The sequence below is a fragment of the Pseudomonas sp. NY15374 genome, from assembly GCF_048068255.1.
GTDB classification, from domain to species: domain Bacteria; phylum Pseudomonadota; class Gammaproteobacteria; order Pseudomonadales; family Pseudomonadaceae; genus Aquipseudomonas; species Aquipseudomonas machongensis.
In genome coordinates, this window is sequence record NZ_JBLUPZ010000009.1 from 146,387 (window position 1) to 167,085 (window position 20,699).

Here is a 20,699-nt window from a genome sequence, read left to right on the forward strand (position 1 = left end):
GCGCCGCTGTGCCGGGCAATCCAGCGGTCCAGGAGGCCGCCATGTACCCTCGAATCCTGTTGGTCGTTCTGCTTGGCCTGATGACCAGTGCCTGCGCCCCATACTACGGGGGCGGGGGCTATTACCGCAGCGAGTACTACACCGCTGACCGCTACGCCTACCCGGGTTACTACTATCGTCAGGACCGTTACTACGTCGCGCCCCAGCCTCGGTATTACTACCAGACGGCACCGCGTTACTACCGTCCAGCGCCGGCGCCTTACTACCGGCCCTACACGCCACCGGTGGTGAACCAGTGGCATGGCAATCCGCGTTATGACTACGGCAACCGCCAGCGCTATGACTATGGGCGTGACCGCGATCGCCATGATTATCGTGGTGGTGGGCGGGATGATCGCTGGCATTCCAATGGGCAAAGGGACCGGGGGCGCGGGGATCGCAACTGGCAGCGATAGGATCAGCCCAGATCTGCCAGCGGGTGTCGCCCCTCCCAGACTTTAGCGAAATGTGCGTCGACCACCGCCGCTGGCACCTTGCCGATATCCGGCCAGTGCCAGTGCGGTTGATTGTCTTTGTCGAGCAAGCGAGCACGCACCCCTTCGCTGAATTCCGGATGCCGACAGCAGTTCAGGCTCATGGCATATTCCATCTGGAACACCTGGGCCAGCGACAGGTGACGGGCGCGGTGAAGCTGTTCCCAGACCAGATGACCCGTAAGCGGGCAGCCTTCATGCAAGCGCTCGCCCGCCTTGGCCAGCAGAGGATCGGCGTGTTGTCTCAAGCCGCACACGGCCCGCCAGGCGGCTACCGGGTCAGCGATATCGAGCAGCGCATCGATCACGGCGCGGCGGGGCAGCCACTGCGCCTCGGGAAGCTCGCCCCAGGCGCGATGCTGCTCGGCCCTGAGCAGGCTGTTCAGTTGCAAGTCGGTCTGTTCCTGCCAGTTCAGTTGCAGCAGTTCCTCAATCAGCGTCGCCTGCTGCTGCTCGCCGAGGAAGCGGTCGGCCAACCCCAGGTCAAGGGCGTCACGGGCATTGATCGGCGCACCGGTCAGCGCCAGAAACAGGCCAAGCTTGCCCGGCAGGCGGCTGAGGAACCAACTGGCACCGACATCCGGATACAGGCCGATGCTCACCTCCGGCATCGCCAGGCGGCTGCTGGGGGTGACGATGCGTACATTGGCACCCTGCAACAGGCCCATGCCGCCGCCCAGCACATGACCGTGGCCCCAGCACAATAGCGGCTTGGGGTAGGTGTGCAGCAGATAGTCGAGGCGGTATTCGGCGGCGAAGAAGGTTGCCGCCAGCGGCGGCACGCTGCCGGGATGCTCGCGGCAGGCCTGTACCAGCGCCCGTACATCGCCGCCTGCGCAGAAGGCCTTTTCGCCATCGCCGCGCAGCAGCACGCAGACGACGCCCGGATCGCGTGCCCATTCGCGCAGGTGCGAATCGAGCATCTCGATCATCGGCAGGGTCAGGGCGTTCAGGGTCTTGGCGGCATCCAGGGTGGCGATGCCGATACGGGCGCCATCGGCGCCGGTGAGTACCTCGCAATGAATGGACATGGACAACCTCGCGCAAGTCGTCGCACAAGTATGGCTTGCCTGGCCGATCGTGCTTGTCACCGGTCGGAGCGATTGACAAGCCGGGGCGGCTTTCCTAGTGTCGCGCCCACTCTGATTCAGGATGGCGCCATGACCGACGACGATCGCATCAAGCTCGAACCCAGCTGGAAGGCCGCATTGCGTGCCGAGTTCGACAAGCCCTACATGCAGCAACTGCGCGAATTCCTGCGCCAGGAATATGCCGCGGGCAAGGAGATCTATCCACCTGGGCCGCTGATCTTCAACGCCCTCAACACCACGCCGCTGGACAAGGTGAAGGTGGTGATCCTCGGCCAGGACCCTTACCACGGCCCCGGCCAGGCCCATGGTCTGTGCTTCTCGGTGCAGCCGGGCGTGCCGACGCCGCCTTCTCTGGTGAACATCTACAAGGAGCTGCAGCGCGACCTGAACTTGCCGATCCCCAATCACGGCTACCTGCAGAGCTGGGCCGAGCAGGGGGTGTTGCTGCTCAACACCACCATGACCGTCGAGCGTGCCAATGCTGCGTCGCATGCCAAGAAGGGCTGGGAGTTCTTCACCGACCGCATCATCGAGCTGGTCAGCGAGCAGTGCGAGAACGTAGTGTTCCTGCTGTGGGGTTCCCATGCGCAGAGCAAGCAGAAGCTGATCGACGGGACCAAGCATCTGGTGCTCAAGTCGGTGCATCCGTCGCCCTTGTCGGCGTATCGCGGATTTTTGGGTTGCGGGCATTTCAGCCGGACCAACGGCTTCCTGCAGCAGCGCGGATTGGAGCCCATCAACTGGGCGGTGCCGCCGTTGTAAGGGCTTGCGGTCGGGTTGTTCTCTTCGCGGGCAAGCCTGCTCTCAGCCAGTGGGAGCGGGCTTGCCCGCGAAGAGGCCGACCGCTCAATCGCCCTGGCGCACCCAATACCTGAACATCGGTTCTGCCAGAAACAGCACGAACAGCAGCCGCATCACCTGCAATGCCGTCACCAGCGGTACCGACAGTTGCAGGGTCTCCGCCGTCAGGCTCATCTCGGCAATCCCCCCCGGCATCATCCCCAATGTCAGCGAACGCAGGTCCAGATGGCTGAACAGGCTCAGCACCCAGGCCGCGCCGCCTGCGATCAGCATGCACAGGGCGGTCGCCACCAGGGTGCGCCCCAGAAATGCCGGCGCACGGCGGAAGAACGCGCGGTTGAAGTGACAGGCCAGGCCACTGCCGATCAGCCACTGGCCGATCTGGCTGGCGCCGTTGGGCAGGCCGATCTGCAGGTTGTTTGCCAGGCTGATGCTGGCGGCCACCAACAGTGGCCCGAACAACCAGGGGTTGGGCTGGCGCAGGCGCTGCCAGAGCAGCGCCACGCCAATGCTCAGCGGCGCGATCAGCGCCAGCCAGCCCCAACTGACGCTGCCGGCATGGTTCAGCGCCACGCCATCGCCCAGCAGCAGCTTGAACAGCGCTGGTACGCACAGCACCACCGCCAGTACGCGCAGGCTCTGCGCTGCCGCCACTTGGCTGAGCACCGCACCGTTGCGCGCGCCCAGGTTGACCATTTCCCCCGAGCCGCCAGGCATGCTGGCAAAGAATGCCGTGGCGCGGTCCTCACCGGAGCGGCGCAGCAGCCACACGCCGACGCCGCTGGAAACCGTGGTCAGCAGCGCGCCGAAGAAGATCAAGCCGAAATGGCTGGCAACCTGTTCGATCACTTCCGGGGTGAAGTGCAGGCCGATACCGATACCGATGACCCACTGCCCGCATTTGCGGCCGTTGGGGATTTCCGACAGCTGCCAGGGGGTGAGGCAGCGTACTGCGATGATTGCCAGCAGCGAGCCGACCATCCACGGCAAAGGCCAGCCGACCTTGCTGGCGATGAAACCGCCAGCAAGTCCGACCAGCCCGGTAGCCCAGAACAGCGGCAACGACCGATCAGGCATCGGCCATGGCCCGGCGCTGCAGGCTACGGCGGCGCCAGATGCGCAGCAGCGGGAGGGCCAGCATGCAGAACACCAGTGCCCACACGCTCATGCTGATCGGGCTCGACCAGAGGATGCCCAGCTCGCCGTTGGAGATCGACAGCGCACGGCGCAGGTTCTGCTCCATCAGCCCGCCGAGGATGAAGCCCAGCAGGATCGGCGACAGCGGGAAGTCGAGCTTGCGCAGGATGTAGCCCATGATGCCGATGCCAACCATCAGGAACAGGTCGAAGGTGGTGGCGTGCACGGCGTAGACGCCGATCGCGGTGATGATCGCGATCACCGGCACCAGCGCCCAGTTCGGCACGGCAAGGATGCGGGTGAAGATGCGGATCATCGGGATGTTCAGGATCACCAGCATGATGTTGGCGATGAACAGCGAGGCGATCAGGCCCCACACGATGTCAGGCTGCTGTTCGAACAGCAGTGGGCCGGGGGTGATGTTGTACAGGGTCAGTGCACCGATCATCACGGCGGTGGTGCCCGAACCTGGAACGCCCAGGGTCAGCATTGGCACCAGGGCGCCGCAGCAGGATGCACCGATGGCGGTTTCCGGGGCGGCGAGGCCACGGGCATCGCCCTTGCCGAACTTGCCGCTGGTCCCGGCGATACGCTTCTCGGTCATGTATGCCACGGCGCTGGCCAGGGTGGCACCGGCACCGGGCAGCACGCCCATGAAGAAGCCGAGCAGGCCGCAGCGAATGTTGACGACGAAGACCGAGGCCGCTTCCTTGAGGTTGAACAACATGCGCCCGGTGGCCTTGACGGCCTGGTGGCCATGGTGGGTCTTTTCCAGCAGCAGGAGAATCTCGCTGATGGAGAACAGGCCCAGTACCAGCACGACGAACTGGATACCGTCGGCCAGGTGCACGCTGTCACCGGTGAAGCGGTACACGCCGCTGTTGGCGTCGATGCCGACGGCGGACAGGAACAGGCCGATCAGCGCGGCGATGAAGGTCTTCAGTGGCTTGTCGCCGGCCATGCCGCCGAGGGCGACGATGGCGAACACCATCAACACGAAGTACTCCGCCGGTCCGAAGGCGATCGCCCATTTCGCCAGCAGCGGGGCAAACAGCACCATGCCGCAGGTAGCGATGAAGGCACCGATGAACGAGCTCCAGGCCGACAGTGACAGGGCGACACCGGCCAGGCCCTGGCGGGCCATGGGGTAGCCATCGAGGGTGGTCATCACGGTCGAGGCTTCGCCCGGGATGTTCAGCAGGATCGAACTGATCCGGCCGCCGTACTCGCAGCCCAGATACACCGCGGCCAGCAGGATCAGCGCCGACTCCGGCGGCAGGCCGAGGGCAAAGGCGATGGGGATCAGCAGCGCCACGCCGTTGATCGGGCCCAGGCCTGGCAACAGGCCGACGACGGTGCCGATCAGGGTGCCGCTCAGGGCAGTGACGAGGTTGTAGGGGCTCAGGGCGACGCCGAAGCCCTGGCCGAGGTAGCTCAAGGTATCCATGTGTCAGTTCTCCAGTACGTCGAGCAGGCCGAGGGGCAGGGGGACGTCCATCACCCGGTCGAACAGCCAGTAGAGGAAGATGCTCATGCCCACCACCACCATGGCGCTGTGCAGCCAGCGGCCGCCATACAGGCGGGCCATGGGCAGGCCGGCGAGGACGGCGCTGAGGATGAAGCCCAGCGACTCGAAGGTGGCAGCGAAGACGATCAGCAGGCCGATGCAGGCGGCGATCTTGGTGAGGGTCTCGCGGTCCAGGGGAACTTCGTCGTCCTTGTGCACGATGGGCGTCGGACGAATCGCCAGATACAAAAGGCCCAGGCTCATCAGGCCGAGCATCAGCAGCGGATAGGCACGCGGCCCTACCGGCTCATAGGAAAACGCCGCCTGGTACGGCCAGGCCATGACGGCCAGGGCGGCGCAGACCGCCAGCAGGACCAGGGCGAAGATGCGTTGCAGGATCATGAAGGAATCCTCGATGGAAGCGGCTTTCATGCTTCCCTGTGGGAGCGGGCTTGCCCGCGAATGCGACAGACCAGGCAACGATGCTGCTGCGACTGGCGAATTCGCGGGCAAGCCCGCTCCCACAGAGATCACAGGGGCTTACTGAATCAGGCCGAATTCCTTGGCCAGTGTCTTGTAGTCGGCGACCTGCTTCTTCACATAGCCATCGAGCTCTTCACCGGTCATGGCGAACGGGAACAGCTCGCGCTGGTCACGCAGCTTGGCGAAGTCTTCCGAGGCCAGCAGCTTGTCGAACGACGCCTTCCACCAGGCGTAGTCTTCGTCGCTCACCTTCGGGCCGAGGTAGAAACCGCGCACCACCGGCCAGACGATGTCGTAGCCCTGCTCCTTGGCGGTCGGGATATTCTTCATTTCAGGTTCGTCCAGGCGATTTTCCGAGAACACCGCGAGGATGCGCATGCTGCCGCTCTGGATGTGTGGCATGGAGTCGGAAATGTCGGTCGAACCCACCTGGATATGGCCGCCGAGCAGCGCGGTGGCGATTTCACCGCCGCCTTCCAGGGCCACGTAACGCAGGTCGCGCGGGTTGATGCCGGCAGCCTTGGCGATCAGCGCGGTCTGCATCCAGTCCTGGCTACCCACGGTGCCGCCGGAACCGATCACCACCTTGCTCGGGTCCTTTTTCAATGCCGCAACCAGGTCATCGAGGGTCTTGTAGGGCGAGTCGCTTTTCACTGCGATGGCGCCATAGCTGGTGCCGACGGCGGCCAGCCATTTCACCGCGTTCTCGTCGAAACGGCCGAACTTGCCCTGGGCCAGGTTCAGCAGCGAGCCACTGGACCAGGCGACCAGCGTGCCACCATCGGCCGGACGCTGGGCCACCACGGCGTTGTAGGCCACGGCGCCAACACCGCCTGGCATGTAGGTGACGCGCATGGGCTTGCTGAGGATCTTCTCCTCGACCAGTGCGCTCTGCACCAGTTTGCAGGTCAGGTCGAAACCGCCACCGGGCGAGGCCGGGGCGATGCATTCCGGGCGTTTCGGTTCGGCGGCCAGGGCGTTGCCTGCCAGCAGCAGGCAGCCGGTGGCAAGGACGAGTCGGCGTAGTGAAAGGTTCATCGTCTATCTCCGTGAGCGTTGTTGTTATGGGTTACCACAGGGCCACGCTGTAGCTGACCAGCAGGCGTACTTCATCGGCGTCGCGGGCGAAGTTGGAACGGAAGGTGGCGTTGCGCAGGCGCACTGCGACGTTCTTCAGCGGACCGCTCTGCACCACATACTTGAACTCGGTGTTGCGCTCCCATTCCTTGCCTTCGCTGCCATCGGCGCGGCTGACATTGTCGCCGTTGATGTAGCGGGTCATGAAGGTCAGGCCGGGGATGCCCAGGGAGGCAAAGTTGTAGTCGTAGCGGACCTGCCAGGAGCGCTCGTCGGCGCCGGCGAAGTCGTTGATCTGGACGAAGTTGACCAGGTACGGGTCGGCGCCGTCGACATAGGGGAAGGCGCTGTCGCCAGACAGGTGCTGGTAGGCGGCGCTGAACTTGTGGCCGCTGAGCGCATAGCTGAGCATGCCGTTGACCGTGGTGTTGTCGATCTTGCCGGCCAGGGCCTTGCCCTGTTCGTCGCTCTTCGAGAGGCGCAGGTCGGCGCCGAAGGTGCCGGGGCCCCAGGGCTGGGTGGCGACCATGCCGAGGAAATGCTGGCGGTAGATGTCGTCGAGCTGGGCGAAGTGGTAGCTGCCGGTGATGCGGTCGGTGAACTTGTAGTCCAGGCCGCCCAGGTCGAAGTGATCGGCGCGGAACGTACCACCGAAGCGGCCGTTCTTGTTGTTCAGCGCCAGGTCTTCCCAGTTGGTGTCGTCACGGTCCTTGGCCTTTTCCAGGCGGCCGCCGGTGAAGGTCAGGTTCTTGATCTCGCGGGAGGTGAGCAGGCCGCCTTCGAAGGTCTGCGGCAGGATGCGCCCGTCGTTGGGCTGCAGCGTCGGCAGTTCCGGGATCAGGGTGCCGACCTTGAGTTCGGTCTGGGAGATCTTGACCTTGCCGGTCAGGCCGAGCTTGGAGTACTCGTTGGCCGCCTTGCCGTCGTCGTGGGTCGGCAGCAGGCCGGTGCCTGTACGGTCCTTGCTGGAGTCGAGCTTGATGCCGAGCATGCCCAGGGCGTCGAGGCCGAAGCCCACGGTGCCGTCGGTATAGCCGGATTCGAAGTTGAGCATGAAGCCCTGGGCCCATTCGTCGCGCTTGGATTGCTGCGAACTGGTGCCATCGCGGAAGTCGCGATTGAAGTACATGTTGCGGGTTTCGAAGGTGGCCGTACTGTCTTCGAAGAAGGCGGCCTGGCTCATCGGGGCGATGCCGGCAAGGGCGATGGCGCTGGCGAGCGTGGAAGGGCGGGCGCAAAGGGACCGGCTGGGCTGCATTGACAGCATCGTCGTCTGACTCCGTTTTATTGTTCTTATTCGTTGCACCTTGCTGGTGCTTTTTTCGGCGCGTGGAGCGACCGTGGTGCGATGCTAGGTGGCGAACCTTTCGCTAACCTTTCAGCACGAAAGGTTTGTCACAAGGGCTTCACAGTCCCCACGACGGCGTTACACTCCGCGCCACCGCCCAACCCGAGCAGGGAGAATCCGATGCGTGTGCTGCTGGTCGAAGACCATCTGCCGTTGGCTGACAGCGTGGCCCAGGCCCTCAAGAGCCAGGGCTTGACCGTGGATGTGCTGCATGACGGCGTTGCCGCCGACCTGGCCCTGGCCAGCGAGGACTATGCTGTCGCCGTGCTGGATGTCGGCCTGCCGCGCATGGACGGCTTCGAGGTGCTGGCGCGCCTGCGCTCGCGGGGCAAGACCCTGCCGGTGCTGATGCTCACCGCGCGCAGCGACGTCAAGGACCGCGTGCATGGCCTGAACCTTGGGGCCGACGACTACCTGGCCAAGCCTTTCGAGCTCACGGAGCTGGAGGCGCGGGTCAAGGCCCTGCTGCGCCGTAGCGTGCTCGGTGGCGAACGCCAGCAACGTTGCGGGCCCCTGGTGTACGACCTGGACACGCGGCGCTTTGCGCTGGGTGACGAGCCGCTGACCTTGACCTCGCGGGAACAGAGCGTGCTCGAGGCGCTGATCGCCCGCCCCGGGCGGGTGATGAGCAAGGAGCAATTGGCCGCCCAGGTGTTTGGCCTGGACGAAGAAGCCAGCCCCGATGCCATCGAGATCTACATCCATCGTCTGCGCAAGAAGCTCGATGGCCATCCGGTGGCCATCGTCACCTTCCGCGGTCTGGGCTACCTGCTCGAGCATCGTGATGCGTGACAACGGCAGCCTGCGCGCGCGCCTGCTCGGCAACCTGGCGCTGTTGCTCGTGGTGCTGATGTTGGCCAGTGGCCTGAGCGCATACTGGAATGGCCGCGAGGCCGCCGACACCGCCTATGACCGCACGCTGCTGGCCTCGGCGCGGACCATTGCCGCCGGCCTCTCCCAGCGTGATGGCACGCTCAGCGCCGATGTGCCCTATGTCGCGCTGGACACCTTCGCCTACGACAGCGCCGGACGCATCTACTACCAGGTGCTGGATATCCACCAGAAGCTGATTTCCGGTTACGAGAAGCTGCCGCCGCCGCCCCCTGGCACGCCGCGCACCGACGACTATCCGGCGCTGGCGCGCTTCTACAACGCCACCTACCTGGGGCAGGACGTGCGCGTGGTGAGCCTGCTCAAGGCTGTCAGCGAGCCGAACATGAACGGCATGGCCGAGATCCGCGTGGCCGAGACCGAAGAGGCGCGGGTGAGCATGGCGCGTGGGCTGATGGCCGATACCTTGCTGCGCCTGGGCATGCTTGCGCTGGGTGCGCTGGTGATGGTGTGGTTTGCAGTCAGTGCTGCGCTGCGTCCGCTGGAGCGCCTGCGCACGGCCGTGGAAGCCCGTCAGCCCGACGACCTGCGGGCCCTGCCGGTGGTGCAGGTACAGCATGAGCTGGGGCCGCTGGTGCGGGCCTTGAACCATTTCACCGAGCGGCTGCGCGGGCAGTTCGAGCGCCAGGCGCAGTTCATCGCCGATGCCGCCCACGAGTTGCGCACACCGCTGGCGGCGCTCAAGGCGCGGGTGGAGTTGGGCTTGCGCTCGCGGGAGCCCGAGGAGTGGCGCCAGACCTTGGAGTCCGCGGCCCAGGGTACTGATCGCCTTACCCACCTGGCCAACCAGCTGCTGTCGCTGGCCCGAGTGGAAAATGGCGCGCGGGCGATCGCCGAAGGCGGTGCAAAGCGCCTGGACCTCAGCCAGCTGGCCCGCGAACTGGGCATGGCGATGGCGCCGCTGGCCCATGCCCGTGGTGTTGCCCTCGCGCTGGAAGCCGAGGCGCCGGTGTGGCTGAAGGGAGAGCCGACCTTGCTCAACGAGCTGCTCAGCAACCTGGTGGACAATGCACTGGCCCATACGCCGATGGGCGGCAACGTGATTCTGCGGGTGCTGGCCCCCGCCGTACTGGAGGTCGAGGACGATGGCCCGGGGATTCCACTGGATGATCGCGAGCGTGTGTTCGAGCGCTTCTACCGGCGCAGTGCCCAGGGCAGTGGGCTGGGGTTGGCGATCGTCGGCGAAATTTGTCGTGCGCATCTGGCGCAGATCAGCCTGCATGATGGCGACAACGGCGGTTTGAAGGTGCGGGTGAGTTTCATCGCGGATTGACCGCCGCACCCGCGGCGGTCAGCGCAACATGTCCCGCGCCTCGACCAGTTCCATCAGGTCCAGCTCCTTGCCCTCCGGCAGGCGCAGCAGCTTGTAGGCGGGCAGGCTGGTCAAGGGCTGGCCGCGCCCGCGCAGGCTGAGCGAACGGGCGATCTGGACGATGCCGATGTAGTCGATCTTGTCGGTCTCGCGCTCCAGGTTCTGGACCTGGCTGGGCAGGTTGACCAGTTGCTCTGGAAACTCCCAGGCGCTGAGGATCTTGTCGCCCAGCACCGGTTGAATCTGCTCGATGACATAGTGCAGGCACACGGGGTCGGACAGCAGCTCGTTGTGCTCTTCGGCGTAGATCAGCACCGGCAGGGCGCCGATCTGGTGCACGAGCCCGCCCAGGGTGGCCTGATCGGGTTTGAGGTGGGTGTAGCGCCTGCATATTTCGTAACTGATGCCCGCCACTTCCAGGCTGTTTTCCCAGATATCGCGCAACTTGTGCTCCACCGCCGCCGAGCGGGCATGGAAGATCTGTTCGATCACCAGGCCGATGGCCAGGTTGCAGCTGTAGTTGACGCCCAGGCGCGTGATCGCGGTGTGCAGGTCGGTGACCTCCACCAGTGCGCGCAGCAGCGGGCTGTTGACCACCTTGATCAGGCGCGCCGAGAGCGCGGCATCGCGACCGATCACGCGGCTCAAGGCGGCCACGCTGATTTCGCTGTCTTCGGCGGCTTCGCGGATGCTCAGGGCAACCTCTGGCAGCGTGGGCAGGACCAGGTCGTCGTTGTCGATGGCAGCGAGCAACTGCGCTTGAACCATCTCGGCCAGCTTGTTCATGGACTTCTCTACCGCAGTGGTGGGGCTGCCCCGCCGCAGCGGCGGGGCGGGCTGGTCAGCGCTGGATTTCCCGGTCGCGGTCCAGTTCGTAAGGCAGGTCCAGCAGGGTCAGGCGTGGCCCTTCGAGGCTGCCCAGGTGCAGGTTGTCATCTTCCACCGAGTCGGCGCTGAGCACTGCCAGCAGTTCGACACCTTGCTCGGCGGGTGCCGCGATGACTACCTCGCCGACAGACGAACCGTGGGTGGGCGAGAAGATTTCTGCGCCTGATGCGGGCGCTTCGTCCACGGGCAGCGAGAGGCGATACTGGCGACGCTTGAGCTTGCCCAGGTATTGCATGCGCGCGACGATTTCCTGGCCGGTATAGCAGCCCTTCTTGAAGCTCACGCCGTCGACGGCCTGCAGGTTGATCATCTGCGGGATGAACAGTTCACGGGTCGGGCCCATGACCTGGCCGATGCCGGCGCGGATCTGGCCCAGCAGCCAGGCATCCAGGGTGCCTTCGGGCAGCGCGGCGGCGAGGGTCTCGCGCACGTTGGCGGCCTGTTCGGAGGGAACCCATAGCTCGACGCGAGCGGGCGAGACGGCGATGGCCAAAAGCCCTTCATGACGTACGGTGGCGCCGGCTGCCTGTGGTGTCTCAAGCCCCAGCGCCTGCAGAGCGGCATCGCCCTGCTGCAAGCCGAAGCGCACCCAGGCGGTACTTTCGTCGGTCAGCGTGGCCTTGGAAAAGACCGCGTACTTCTTCAGGTCCGCCAGTTGCGCCTCGAGCAGTTCGCTGGCCATGGCAAGTAGATAGCCATTGCCCTCCGGCAGGATGCGGAAACTGGATTGCATGCGGCCTTTGACCATGCAGCGCGCGCCGAGACTGGCGTGCTGCAGATTCAGATAGTCGAGGTTGCAGGTCAGCTGGCCTTGCAGGAATTTTCCGGCGTCGGAGCCGCGGACAGCGAGGATGCCCTCGTGGGACAGGGGACAGAAGAAAGCGGAGTCGGCCATGGGTCATCGCGGTAGCTATAAAGACTGGCGGCCATCATAGAACGCCAGTAACAAAATAGGTAGGTGACTAGACCAATGCCTCGTGCCGCTGCGGTTGCAGCGCGGTATACTGCGCGACCATTCGAGGAGGGCCCCATGGTCGAACAAACTGAACTCAACCGGCTTTTCTGGCACAGCCGCCGCGGCATGCTGGAGCTGGACGTGCTGCTCGTCCCCTTCACTCAAGAGGTCTACCCGAACCTGAGCGAAGCGGATCGCGAACTGTACCGCCGCCTGTTGACCTGCGAGGACCAGGACATGTTCGGCTGGTTCATGGAGCGTAACGAATCCGAAGACCCTGAGCTGCAGCGCATGGTCCGCATCATCCTGGACCGTGTCCAGCCCAAGTGAGTGCTTCGAGTGCCGTTGGCAAGGCTCGCGCCTGCTGCTGACGGCCTATCTTTGCGGGCAGGCGCTGGCGCTCGCCACCCTGTGGTCAGTCGAGTTGCCCTGGTGGTTGGCAGCTTGTGTACTGATTGGCTGCCTCGCCCATGCCTGCTGGGTGATTCCCCGCCGTATCCTTCTGACTCATCCCGATGCCGTGACTGGCTTGCGCCGTGATGCGCGTGGCTGGCAGGCGTTCAGCCGTGCCTGTGGCTGGGAGCGGATAAGGTTGTGTCGTGACAGCGTCGCGCTGCCGGGGATAGTGGTGTTGCGCTTCATGCGCGAGGGGCGGTGGGTTGCCCAGAGTCAGTGCATTCCAAGGGATGCGCTGACGGCGGATGAGCACCGACGGCTGCGTGTGCGCTTGAAGTTCAGCCGGCGCCGGTGGGTGATGGCGCCAGAGTGAGGTGAGAGTTGCCGACCTCCTCGCGGGCAAGTCGCCAAAGGCGAAGAGGTCGGCGCCAGGCTCAGGTCGGGCTGAGTACCGTATCCCTGGCCTCATCCAGCATCCCCGGATAATCCAGGGTGTAGTGCAGTCCACGGCTTTCCTTGCGCTGCATCGCTGAGCGAATCATCAGCTCGGCCACCTGCGCCAGGTTGCGCAGCTCGATCAGGTCGCGGCTGACCTTGTAGTTGCTGTAGAACTCGTCGATTTCGTCGAGCAGCAGACGCACCCGGTGCTCGGCGCGCTGCAGGCGCTTGCTGGTGCGCACGATGCCCACGTAGTCCCACATGAATCGCCGCAGTTCGTCCCAGTTGTGCGCGATGATCACGTCCTCATCCGAATCGGTGACCTGGCTGGCATCCCAACAAGGCAGGGCTTGTGGCCTGCTGACTTCGTCCAGGTGCGCCTCGATGTCCGCTGCCGCCGCACGCCCGTAGACGAAGCACTCCAGCAGCGAGTTGCTGGCCATGCGGTTGGCGCCGTGCAGGCCGGTGAAACTGGTTTCGCCGATGGCGTACAGGCCCGGCACGTCGGTGTGCCCGCGCTCATCGACCATCACGCCGCCGCACGTGTAGTGGGCTGCGGGTACCACGGGGATTGGCTGTCGCGTGATGTCGATGCCGAAGGTCAGGCAGCGTTCGTAGACCGTGGGGAAGTGGCTCTTGATGAACTCGACAGGTTTGTGCGTGATATCCAGGTACACGCAGTCCACGCCCAGGCGTTTCATTTCGTGGTCGATGGCGCGGGCGACGATATCCCGTGGCGCCAACTCTTCACGTGGGTCGAAGCGCGGCATGAAACGCTCGCCGTTGGGCAGGCGCAGCAGTGCGCCTTCGCCGCGCAGGGCCTCGGTGATCAGGAAACTCTTGGCTTGCGGGTGGTACAGGCAGGTGGGGTGGAACTGGTTGAACTCAAGATTCGCCACCCGACAGCCAGCGCGCCAGGCCATGGCAATGCCATCACCGCAGGCGCCATCGGGGTTGCTGGTGTAGAGATAGACCTTGGCTGCACCGCCTGTCGCCAATACCGTGAAGCGTGCGCCGAAGGTGTCTACCTCGCCGCTGTTGCGGTCGAGCACGTAGGCGCCCAGGCAGCGGTCGCCGGGCAGGCCCAGGCGCCGCTCGGTGATCAGGTCCACGGCCACACGCTGTTCGAGCAGGTCGATGTTCGGGCGCTGGCGGGCCTGTTCCAGAAGCGTGGTGAAGATCGCGGCGCCCGTGGCATCGGCGGCATGGATGATGCGGCGGTGGCTGTGACCGCCTTCACGGGTGAGGTGGAACTCGAAGCCGCCGTCGTCGACGCCGTGGTGTTCGTCGCGCGTGAAGGGCACGCCCTGCTCGATCAGCCACTCGATGGCTTCGCGGCTGTGCTCGACGGTGAAGCGCACGGCGTCTTCATGGCACAGGCCTGCGCCTGCGTTGAGCGTGTCCTCGACGTGCGACTGCACCGTGTCGGTGTCGTCCAGTACTGCGGCGACACCGCCCTGGGCCCAGAAGGTAGAGCCATTGGCGAGGTCGCCCTTGCTCAGCACGGCAACGCGCAGGTGGCTGGGAAGGTTCAGTGCCAGGCTGAGACCGGCGGCGCCACTGCCGATCACCAGGACATCATGTTGGAATTGTTGGCTCATGTCGGGACACTAGTAACTAGGGAAGGGGAGCGGCACAATAGGCATGCGTATATGGCATTGTGAAACTATTGGAAAAGTGCCGGGATGCCTTTATAGCAGCCCCCGGCGTCGGATTTCCAATGGCGGTTGCGCAGGCGCGGCGACTTTGTGGGAACTTTCCAGCACCCCTGCAAATCTCAAGAAGGCTGCCCGTCTGCCACGATTGCCGAGGCGATGCAGGACAGCAGCTCTACCCGGGCTGAAACCTGTGTATTCGAAACACCGATTATCGACGCAGCCGGCTGCGACCGCGCTGTGTCTTTTTCGTGCGAGCCGACCAGAGGCCGCAGGAAACTTGCTTGGAGGGGAGAACTTTTGCGCAAAGCCCGAGTCTATGGTTGCAAGCCTGAACGATGGCTGTCGCAACGCTCCTTTGAGTTCACTGAGGAGTGTTCATGCTAACCCAGGAAGAGGATCAGCAGCTTGTCGAGCGCGTGCAGCGCGGTGACAGGCGAGCGTTCGATCTGTTGGTGCTGAAGTATCAGCACAAGATTCTCGGGTTGATCGTGCGTTTTGTACACGACACCCATGAAGCGCAGGACGTGGCACAGGAAGCGTTCATCAAGGCCTATCGTGCGCTTGGCAACTTCCGCGGTGACAGTGCGTTCTACACGTGGCTGTACCGCATCGCCATCAACACGGCGAAGAATTACCTGGTGTCCCGTGGAAGACGGCCGCCAGACAGCGATGTGAGCTCCGAGGATGCGGAGTTCTATGACGGCGATCATGGTCTCAAGGATCTCGAGTCCCCAGAGCGCTCGTTGTTGCGGGATGAAATCGAAGGCACTGTCCATCGCACCATCCAGCAACTGCCCGAAGACCTGCGCACGGCATTGACCCTGCGCGAGTTCGACGGACTGAGTTACGAAGACATTGCGAGTGTCATGCAATGTCCGGTGGGTACCGTGCGCTCTCGAATCTTCCGCGCTCGGGAGGCCATAGACAAAGCCCTGCAACCCTTGTTGCAGGAAACCTGAGACAGCGGCGACAGCCAAGAGAGGAACCGCCATGAGTCGTGAAGCTTTGCAGGAATCGCTGTCCGCGGTAATGGATAACGAAGCGGACGAACTGGAATTACGTCGCGTGCTGAACGCGGTCGATGATGCCGAGACCCGTGCCACCTGGTCGCGTTACCAGGTCGCTCGCGCAGCCATGCACAAGGAACTGCTGCTGCCCAAGCTCGACATCGCCTCGGCCGTTTCGGCTGCGCTGGCCGATGAAGCCGTACCGGTCAAGGCCAAGCGTGGCCCGTGGCGCAGCATTGGCCGCCTGGCCGTTGCCGCCTCGGTGACCGTCGCTGTGCTGGCAGGTGTACGCCTGTACAACCAGGACGAGATCAACGGTGCGCAACTCGCTTCGCAGCAACCTGTGCAGCAGGGCATCACCGTGCCACAGGCTCAGGGCCCAGCCGTTCTGGCAGGCTATAGTGAAAGCAGTGAGCAACCGACCGGTCCGATGGCCAACGGTGTGCTGCAGAATCAGGCTGGCTGGGATCAGCGTCTGCCCGGTTATCTGCGCCAGCACGCTCAGGAGTCTGCGCTGAAGGGCACCGAAACCGCTCTGCCTTATGCCCGCGCCGCCAGCTTGGAAAATCGCTAAGTAAGGAGGCTCATGCGCGCGCTACCTCTTCTGTCGCTGCTGCTCGGCAGTTGCATGACGGTGCCGGTATTGGCGGCCAACTCTTCGCCCGAGGCGAGCGAGTGGCTTAACAAGCTGGCACAGGCCGAGCAAGGGCAGAGTTACCAGGGTTCTTTCGTCTACGAACGTAACGGCAGTTTTTCTTCCCACGATATCTGGCATCGAGTCCAGGACGGCAAGGTCAGCGAGCGGCTGTTGCAGCTTGATGGCGCCGCCCAGGAAATCGTGCGGGTCAATGGCAAGGTGCAGTGCGTCAGTGGTTCCCTGGTCAGCGGGGTCGGTACACCGCCCGATTCCGCCCCGCGTTTACTCGATCCTTTGAAGCTGATGAGCTGGTACGACCTGGGTGTGGCTGGCAAGGCCCGAATCGCCGGGCGCGACGCGGTGATCGTCACGCTCACGCCACGCGACCAGCACCGCTACGCCTTTGAGCTTCACCTGGATCGCCAGACCGGCCTGCCGCTGCGTTCGTTGATGCTGAACGACAAGGGGCAGTTGCTCGAGCGCTTCCAGATGACCCGCCTGGACACAGACGATGTGCCGACCGATCGCGACCTGCAGGCCAGTGCTGCGTGCAAGCCGGTGGAACGTCTTGCGGCGACCAAGTCCGAAACAGTCGCTGGCTGGCGTTCCGATTGGCTGCCGCCAGGCTTCGAATTGGTCAATAGTGCCGTGCGCCGTGATCCGGAACGCAACAGTACCGTCAGTAGCCTGATGTACGACGATGGGCTGGCGCGTTTTTCGGTCTTTCTCGAGCCGATCAAGGAAGACGCCGGTACCGATACCCGTGCGCAACTGGGGCCGACTGTCGCTGTTTCGCGGCATCTGAACACGCCCAAGGGCAAGGTCATGGTGACCGTGGTCGGAGAGATTCCGCTGGGCACTGCCGAGCGTGTTGCCTTGTCGATGCGCGCCCAGGATGTCCAGGCACGGCAATGACCGTCGCAGACCCTTCCTACAAGCTGCCAGGCATGCAGCTGACATGAAATTAAAGCATTGTCATTTGCAATCAACTGGTAAATTTCCTATAGGTCAGACTCCCTGGAGTCTGGCCTTTCCTGCATCTGCAGGGGCCCTTCTGCTAACTACGCTCGTTGTGACGGGAGCCGTATGTCAATACCACGCTTGAAAACCTACCTATCGATGTTCGCCGCCGTGCTGATGCTCGGCCAGGTGCTCACCGCCCAGGCCGAAGAAGCCCTGCCGGATTTCACCACCCTGGTCGAGCAGGCCTCGCCGGCAGTGGTCAACATCAGTACCAAGCAAAAGCTGCCGGACCGTCGCGTGGCTGCTGGGCAGATGCCCGATCTGGAAGGCCTGCCGCCGATGTTCCGCGAGTTTTTCGAGCGCAACATGCCGCAGCAGCCGCGTTCCCCGCGTGGCGGCGACCGCCAGCGTGAAGCGCAGTCCTTGGGCTCGGGCTTCATCATTTCCAGTGATGGTTATGTCCTGACCAACAACCATGTGGTCGCCGACGCCGACGAAATCATCGTCCGCCTGTCCGACCGCAGCGAGTTGCAAGCCAAGCTGGTCGGCACCGACCCGCGCACCGACGTGGCACTGCTCAAGGTCGATGGCAAGAATCTGCCGACCGTCAAACTGGGCGATTCCGAGAAGCTGAAAGTCGGTGAGTGGGTGCTGGCCATCGGCTCGCCGTTCGGCTTCGATCATTCGGTTACCAAAGGTATCGTCAGCGCCAAGGGGCGCACCTTGCCCAACGACACCTATGTGCCGTTCATCCAGACCGACGTCGCGATCAACCCGGGTAACTCCGGCGGCCCGCTGTTCAACATGAAGGGCGAGGTCGTAGGTATCAACTCGCAGATCTTCACCCGCTCCGGCGGTTTCATGGGTCTGTCGTTCGCCATCCCGATCGACGTGGCGATCGATGTCTCGAACCAGTTGAAGAAAGACGGCAAGGTCAGTCGCGGCTGGCTCGGCGTGGTGATCCAGGAAGTGAACAAGGACCTGGCTGAATCCTTCGGGCTCGACAAGCCTGCCGGCGCCCTGGTGGCCCAGGTGCTGGAAAACGGTCCTGCGGCCAAGGGCGGCCTGCAGGTCGGTGACGTGATCCTGAGCATGAACGGCCAGCCGATCATCATGTCCGCAGACCTGCCACACCTGGTCGGCGGTCTCAAGGATGGCCAGAAAGCCAAGCTCGAGATCATTCGCGAAGGCAAGCGCCAGACCCTGGACATCACTGTCGGCGCGCTCCCTGAAGACGATGCCGACATCGGCACCGGTGGTCAGGCAGGCGTGGAGCGCAACAGCAACCGCCTGGGCGTCTCCGTCGCCGACCTCAGCGACGAGCAGAAGAAGTCGCTCGAGCTCAAGGGCGGCGTGGTCATCAAGGAGGTTCAGGATGGCCCGGCTGCCCTGATTGGCCTGCGTCCGGGCGACGTTATCAGCCATCTGAACAACCAGGCGATCAGCTCGGCCAAGCAATTTACCGAGATCGCCAAGGACCTGCCGAAGAATCGTTCGGTATCGATGCGTGTGCTGCGACAAGGGCGCGCCAGCTTCATCACCTTCAAGTTGGCTGAATAGGCTGAATGAAGGGTAGGAAAGGGCAGCTTCGGCTGCCCTTTTTCATGAGCGTGTCATGATTTTCTGTGGGAACATCAGCGAGCCGAGCAAATTCATGTCGCATTTGCAGGTGTGCGTGGCGATAGAGGAATCTCCCATATCCCTCCGGCTTGAGGTACAATTCCCGGCTATTTTTCCGCGGGCGTCCGGCTCGCAGCCTTTTCGAGTGTTGACCCGTGAGTGATTTGAGTCATATCCGCAATTTCTCCATTATCGCCCACATCGACCATGGCAAGTCGACGCTGGCCGACCGTTTCATCCAGATGTGCGGTGGCCTGACGGCGCGCGAAATGGAAGCCCAGGTCCTCGACTCCATGGACCTCGAGCGTGAACGCGGTATCACCATCAAGGCCCACAGCGTCACCCTGCATTACAAGGCGCAGGACGGCAAAACCTACCAGTTGAACTTCATCGATACCCCCGGCCACGTCGACTTCACCTATGAAGTCTCGCGCTCGCTGGCGGCGTGCGAGGGCGCGTTGCTGGTGGTCGATGCCGGCCAGGGCGTCGAGGCGCAATCGGTCGCCAACTGCTACACCGCCATCGAGCAGGGCCTCGAGGTCATGCCGGTACTGAACAAGATGGACCTGCCCCAGGCCGATCCGGACCGCGTCAAGGACGAGATCGAGAAGATCATCGGCATCGACGCCACCGATGCCGTGGCCTGCAGTGCCAAGAGCGGCATGGGCGTGGACGAGGTGCTCGAGCGCCTGGTACAGACCATCCCCGCGCCGGAAGGCGAGATCGACGCACCCTTGCAGGCGCTGATCATCGACTCCTGGTTCGACAACTACCTGGGCGTCGTGTCGCTGGTACGCGTGCGCCAGGGCCGGGTCAAGAAGGGCGACAAGATCCTGGTCAAGTCCACCGGCAAGGTGCACCTGGTCGACAGCGTCGGCGTCTTCACCCCGAAACACACTGCCACCGCCGATCTCAAGGCCGGTGAAGTGGGCTTCATCATCGCCAGCATCAAGGACATTCATGGCGCGCCGGTCGGCGACACCCTGACGCTGTCCTCGACCCCTGAGGTCGAAGTGCTGCCAGGCTTCAAGAAGATCCAGCCGCAGGTGTACGCCGGGCTGTTCCCGGTCAGTTCCGACGATTTCGAGGACTTCCGCGACGCCCTGCAGAAGCTGACGCTCAACGACTCGTCGCTGCAGTACATGCCGGAAAGCTCCGATGCACTGGGCTTCGGCTTCCGTTGCGGCTTCCTCGGCATGCTGCACATGGAGATCATCCAGGAGCGCCTGGAGCGCGAATACGACCTGGACCTGATCACCACGGCACCAAGCGTGATCTACGAGCTGGAGCTCAAGACCGGCGAAACCATCGTCGTCGACAACCCGTCGAAGCTGCCGGATGTCTCGGCGGTCGCCGATTTCCGCGAGCCGATCGTCACCGCGACCATCCTCGTGCCGCAGGAGCACCTGGGCAACGTCATCACCCTGTGCATCGAGAAGCGTGGCGTTCAGCGTGACATGCAGTTCCTCGGCAGCCAGGTGCAGGTGCGCTACGACATGCCGATGAACGAGGTGGTGCTGGACTTCTTCGACCGTCTCAAATCCACCAGCCGCGGCTACGCCTCGCTGGACTATCATTTCGATCGCTACCAGTCGGCCAACCTGGTCAAGCTGGATGTGCTGATCAACGGCGACAAGGTCGATGCCCTGGCATTGATCGTGCATCGTGACAACGCGGCCTACAAAGGTCGTGCGTTGACCGAGAAGATGAAGGAACTGATTCCTCGGCAGATGTTCGACGTGGCGATCCAGGCAGCTATCGGCGGCCAGATCATTGCGCGGACCACTGTCAAGGCGCTCAGAAAGAACGTACTGGCTAAGTGCTATGGCGGTGACGTCAGCCGTAAGAAGAAACTGCTGGAGAAGCAGAAGGCCGGTAAGAAACGCATGAAGCAGGTGGGCAACGTGGAGATCCCACAGGAAGCCTTCCTCGCTGTGCTCAGGTTGGATAGCTAGGT

At 63.6% G+C, this 20,699-nt stretch carries 20 protein-coding genes; 11 read left to right on the forward strand and 9 right to left on the reverse strand.

Translation table 11 applies throughout. From position 1 onward, the window contains the following. Nucleotides 1-41: 41 nt before the first annotated feature. On the forward strand, nt 42-455 hold the full coding sequence (locus ACNFHO_RS19255) for a hypothetical protein (RefSeq protein WP_054891853.1): 414 nt from the start codon (nt 42-44) through the stop codon (nt 453-455). Between the two features lie 2 nt (nt 456-457). Here the strand turns inward: ACNFHO_RS19255 and ACNFHO_RS19260 are convergent, their stop codons facing one another. Beyond that, nucleotides 458-1,564, reverse strand: a complete 1,107-nt coding sequence (locus ACNFHO_RS19260; RefSeq protein ID WP_416767097.1) for an enoyl-CoA hydratase/isomerase family protein — start codon at nt 1,562-1,564, stop codon at nt 458-460. 129 nt (nt 1,565-1,693) lie between these two features. On the opposite strand from ACNFHO_RS19260, the gene ung reads away from it, so the two are divergent. Next, nucleotides 1,694-2,386 carry a uracil-DNA glycosylase gene (gene ung, locus ACNFHO_RS19265; RefSeq protein WP_054891851.1) on the forward strand — a complete coding sequence of 231 codons (693 nt, stop codon included), beginning with the start codon at nt 1,694-1,696 and terminating at the stop codon, nt 2,384-2,386. An 84-nt stretch (nt 2,387-2,470) separates the two neighbouring features. Here ung and ACNFHO_RS19270 read toward each other — a convergent pair whose 3' ends face one another. From ACNFHO_RS19270 to ACNFHO_RS19290, 5 genes are all read right to left on the reverse strand, one after another. Continuing rightward, nucleotides 2,471-3,502 carry an AbrB family transcriptional regulator gene (locus ACNFHO_RS19270; protein ID WP_054891850.1) on the reverse strand — a complete coding sequence of 344 codons (1,032 nt, stop codon included), beginning with the start codon at nt 3,500-3,502 and terminating at the stop codon, nt 2,471-2,473. Beyond that, nucleotides 3,495-5,009, reverse strand: coding sequence for a tripartite tricarboxylate transporter permease (locus ACNFHO_RS19275; protein ID WP_054891849.1), 1,515 nt, complete (start codon nt 5,007-5,009; stop codon nt 3,495-3,497). The genes ACNFHO_RS19270 and ACNFHO_RS19275 overlap by 8 nt, the downstream gene beginning before the upstream one ends. Before the next feature lie 3 nt (nt 5,010-5,012). Continuing rightward, on the reverse strand, nt 5,013-5,471 hold the full coding sequence (locus ACNFHO_RS19280) for a tripartite tricarboxylate transporter TctB family protein (RefSeq protein ID WP_063546661.1): 459 nt from the start codon (nt 5,469-5,471) through the stop codon (nt 5,013-5,015). 138 nt (nt 5,472-5,609) lie between these two features. After that, nucleotides 5,610-6,590 (reverse strand): Bug family tripartite tricarboxylate transporter substrate binding protein, encoded by a 981-nt coding sequence (locus ACNFHO_RS19285; RefSeq protein ID WP_054891847.1) that lies wholly within the window; start codon nt 6,588-6,590, stop codon nt 5,610-5,612. A gap of 31 nt (nt 6,591-6,621) precedes the next feature. Continuing rightward, nucleotides 6,622-7,896 (reverse strand): OprD family porin, encoded by a 1,275-nt coding sequence (locus ACNFHO_RS19290; protein WP_125930593.1) that lies wholly within the window; start codon nt 7,894-7,896, stop codon nt 6,622-6,624. 201 nt (nt 7,897-8,097) lie between these two features. Here ACNFHO_RS19290 and ACNFHO_RS19295 point away from each other — a divergent pair, with 201 nt between their 5' ends. Continuing rightward, on the forward strand, nt 8,098-8,769 hold the full coding sequence (locus tag ACNFHO_RS19295; RefSeq protein WP_416767098.1) for a response regulator: 672 nt from the start codon (nt 8,098-8,100) through the stop codon (nt 8,767-8,769). Continuing rightward, the gene (locus ACNFHO_RS19300) at nt 8,762-10,141 is read left to right on the forward strand and encodes a sensor histidine kinase (protein WP_054891844.1); all 1,380 of its coding nucleotides are present in this window, start codon (nt 8,762-8,764) and stop codon (nt 10,139-10,141) included. Before ACNFHO_RS19295 ends, ACNFHO_RS19300 begins: the two co-directional genes overlap by 8 nt. 18 nt (nt 10,142-10,159) lie before the next feature. On the opposite strand, the gene ACNFHO_RS19305 is transcribed toward ACNFHO_RS19300, so the two are convergent. After that, nucleotides 10,160-10,966: an HDOD domain-containing protein gene (locus ACNFHO_RS19305; protein ID WP_054891843.1), complete on the reverse strand. Its 807-nt coding sequence runs from the start codon at nt 10,964-10,966 to the stop codon at nt 10,160-10,162. Nucleotides 10,967-11,021: 55 nt separating this feature from the next. After that, entirely contained in the window at nt 11,022-11,963 is a 942-nt protein-coding gene (locus ACNFHO_RS19310) for a YgfZ/GcvT domain-containing protein (RefSeq protein ID WP_416767099.1), read from the reverse strand. Between the two features lie 135 nt (nt 11,964-12,098). Between ACNFHO_RS19310 and ACNFHO_RS19315 the strand changes: the two genes are divergently transcribed. Next, entirely contained in the window at nt 12,099-12,353 is a 255-nt protein-coding gene (locus ACNFHO_RS19315) for a succinate dehydrogenase assembly factor 2 (RefSeq protein WP_054891841.1), read from the forward strand. After that, nucleotides 12,337-12,792: a protein YgfX gene (locus ACNFHO_RS19320; protein ID WP_416767100.1), complete on the forward strand. Its 456-nt coding sequence runs from the start codon at nt 12,337-12,339 to the stop codon at nt 12,790-12,792. The genes ACNFHO_RS19315 and ACNFHO_RS19320 overlap by 17 nt, the downstream gene beginning before the upstream one ends. 61 nt (nt 12,793-12,853) lie before the next feature. On the opposite strand, the gene nadB is transcribed toward ACNFHO_RS19320, so the two are convergent. Continuing rightward, nucleotides 12,854-14,458, reverse strand: coding sequence for an L-aspartate oxidase (gene nadB / locus ACNFHO_RS19325; protein ID WP_197893204.1), 1,605 nt, complete (start codon nt 14,456-14,458; stop codon nt 12,854-12,856). Between the two features lie 434 nt (nt 14,459-14,892). Between nadB and rpoE the strand changes: the two genes are divergently transcribed. The 5 genes from rpoE (at nt 14,893) to lepA (ending at nt 20,697) form a co-directional block, all read left to right on the forward strand. Then, on the forward strand, nt 14,893-15,474 hold the full coding sequence (gene rpoE / locus ACNFHO_RS19330; RefSeq protein ID WP_003252049.1) for an RNA polymerase sigma factor RpoE: 582 nt from the start codon (nt 14,893-14,895) through the stop codon (nt 15,472-15,474). 31 nt (nt 15,475-15,505) lie between these two features. Further along, nucleotides 15,506-16,096, forward strand: a complete 591-nt coding sequence (locus tag ACNFHO_RS19335) for a sigma-E factor negative regulatory protein (RefSeq protein ID WP_125930590.1) — start codon at nt 15,506-15,508, stop codon at nt 16,094-16,096. Nucleotides 16,097-16,108: 12 nt separating this feature from the next. Further along, nucleotides 16,109-17,074 (forward strand): MucB/RseB C-terminal domain-containing protein, encoded by a 966-nt coding sequence (locus ACNFHO_RS19340; RefSeq protein WP_112897591.1) that lies wholly within the window; start codon nt 16,109-16,111, stop codon nt 17,072-17,074. Between the two features lie 204 nt (nt 17,075-17,278). Then, the gene (locus ACNFHO_RS19345; protein ID WP_371264425.1) at nt 17,279-18,682 is read left to right on the forward strand and encodes a DegQ family serine endoprotease; all 1,404 of its coding nucleotides are present in this window, start codon (nt 17,279-17,281) and stop codon (nt 18,680-18,682) included. Between the two features lie 215 nt (nt 18,683-18,897). Next, entirely contained in the window at nt 18,898-20,697 is a 1,800-nt protein-coding gene (gene lepA / locus ACNFHO_RS19350) for a translation elongation factor 4 (RefSeq protein ID WP_054891836.1), read from the forward strand. Nucleotides 20,698-20,699: the final 2 nt, after the last annotated feature.

What these genes read in the sequence shown, in the direction of transcription:
- ACNFHO_RS19255 (WP_054891853.1), top strand. Translation starts at nt 42, where the DNA reads ATGTACCCTCGAATCCTGTTGGTCGTTCTGCTTGGCCTGATGACCAGT.
- ACNFHO_RS19315 (WP_054891841.1), top strand. Translation starts at nt 12,099, where the DNA reads ATGGTCGAACAAACTGAACTCAACCGGCTTTTCTGGCACAGCCGCCGC.
- ACNFHO_RS19290 (WP_125930593.1), bottom strand. Translation starts at nt 7,896, where the DNA reads ATGCTGTCAATGCAGCCCAGCCGGTCCCTTTGCGCCCGCCCTTCCACG.
- ACNFHO_RS19345 (WP_371264425.1), top strand. Translation starts at nt 17,279, where the DNA reads ATGTTCGCCGCCGTGCTGATGCTCGGCCAGGTGCTCACCGCCCAGGCC.
- ACNFHO_RS19305 (WP_054891843.1), bottom strand. Translation starts at nt 10,966, where the DNA reads ATGAACAAGCTGGCCGAGATGGTTCAAGCGCAGTTGCTCGCTGCCATC.
- ACNFHO_RS19340 (WP_112897591.1), top strand. Translation starts at nt 16,109, where the DNA reads ATGCGCGCGCTACCTCTTCTGTCGCTGCTGCTCGGCAGTTGCATGACG.
- ACNFHO_RS19295 (WP_416767098.1), top strand. Translation starts at nt 8,098, where the DNA reads ATGCGTGTGCTGCTGGTCGAAGACCATCTGCCGTTGGCTGACAGCGTG.
- ACNFHO_RS19285 (WP_054891847.1), bottom strand. Translation starts at nt 6,590, where the DNA reads ATGAACCTTTCACTACGCCGACTCGTCCTTGCCACCGGCTGCCTGCTG.
- ACNFHO_RS19300 (WP_054891844.1), top strand. Translation starts at nt 8,762, where the DNA reads ATGCGTGACAACGGCAGCCTGCGCGCGCGCCTGCTCGGCAACCTGGCG.
- ACNFHO_RS19270 (WP_054891850.1), bottom strand. Translation starts at nt 3,502, where the DNA reads ATGCCTGATCGGTCGTTGCCGCTGTTCTGGGCTACCGGGCTGGTCGGA.
- ACNFHO_RS19280 (WP_063546661.1), bottom strand. Translation starts at nt 5,471, where the DNA reads ATGATCCTGCAACGCATCTTCGCCCTGGTCCTGCTGGCGGTCTGCGCC.
- ACNFHO_RS19260 (WP_416767097.1), bottom strand. Translation starts at nt 1,564, where the DNA reads ATGTCCATTCATTGCGAGGTACTCACCGGCGCCGATGGCGCCCGTATC.
- ACNFHO_RS19310 (WP_416767099.1), bottom strand. Translation starts at nt 11,963, where the DNA reads ATGGCCGACTCCGCTTTCTTCTGTCCCCTGTCCCACGAGGGCATCCTC.
- ung (WP_054891851.1), top strand. Translation starts at nt 1,694, where the DNA reads ATGACCGACGACGATCGCATCAAGCTCGAACCCAGCTGGAAGGCCGCA.
- nadB (WP_197893204.1), bottom strand. Translation starts at nt 14,458, where the DNA reads ATGAGCCAACAATTCCAACATGATGTCCTGGTGATCGGCAGTGGCGCC.
- rpoE (WP_003252049.1), top strand. Translation starts at nt 14,893, where the DNA reads ATGCTAACCCAGGAAGAGGATCAGCAGCTTGTCGAGCGCGTGCAGCGC.
- ACNFHO_RS19275 (WP_054891849.1), bottom strand. Translation starts at nt 5,009, where the DNA reads ATGGATACCTTGAGCTACCTCGGCCAGGGCTTCGGCGTCGCCCTGAGC.
- ACNFHO_RS19335 (WP_125930590.1), top strand. Translation starts at nt 15,506, where the DNA reads ATGAGTCGTGAAGCTTTGCAGGAATCGCTGTCCGCGGTAATGGATAAC.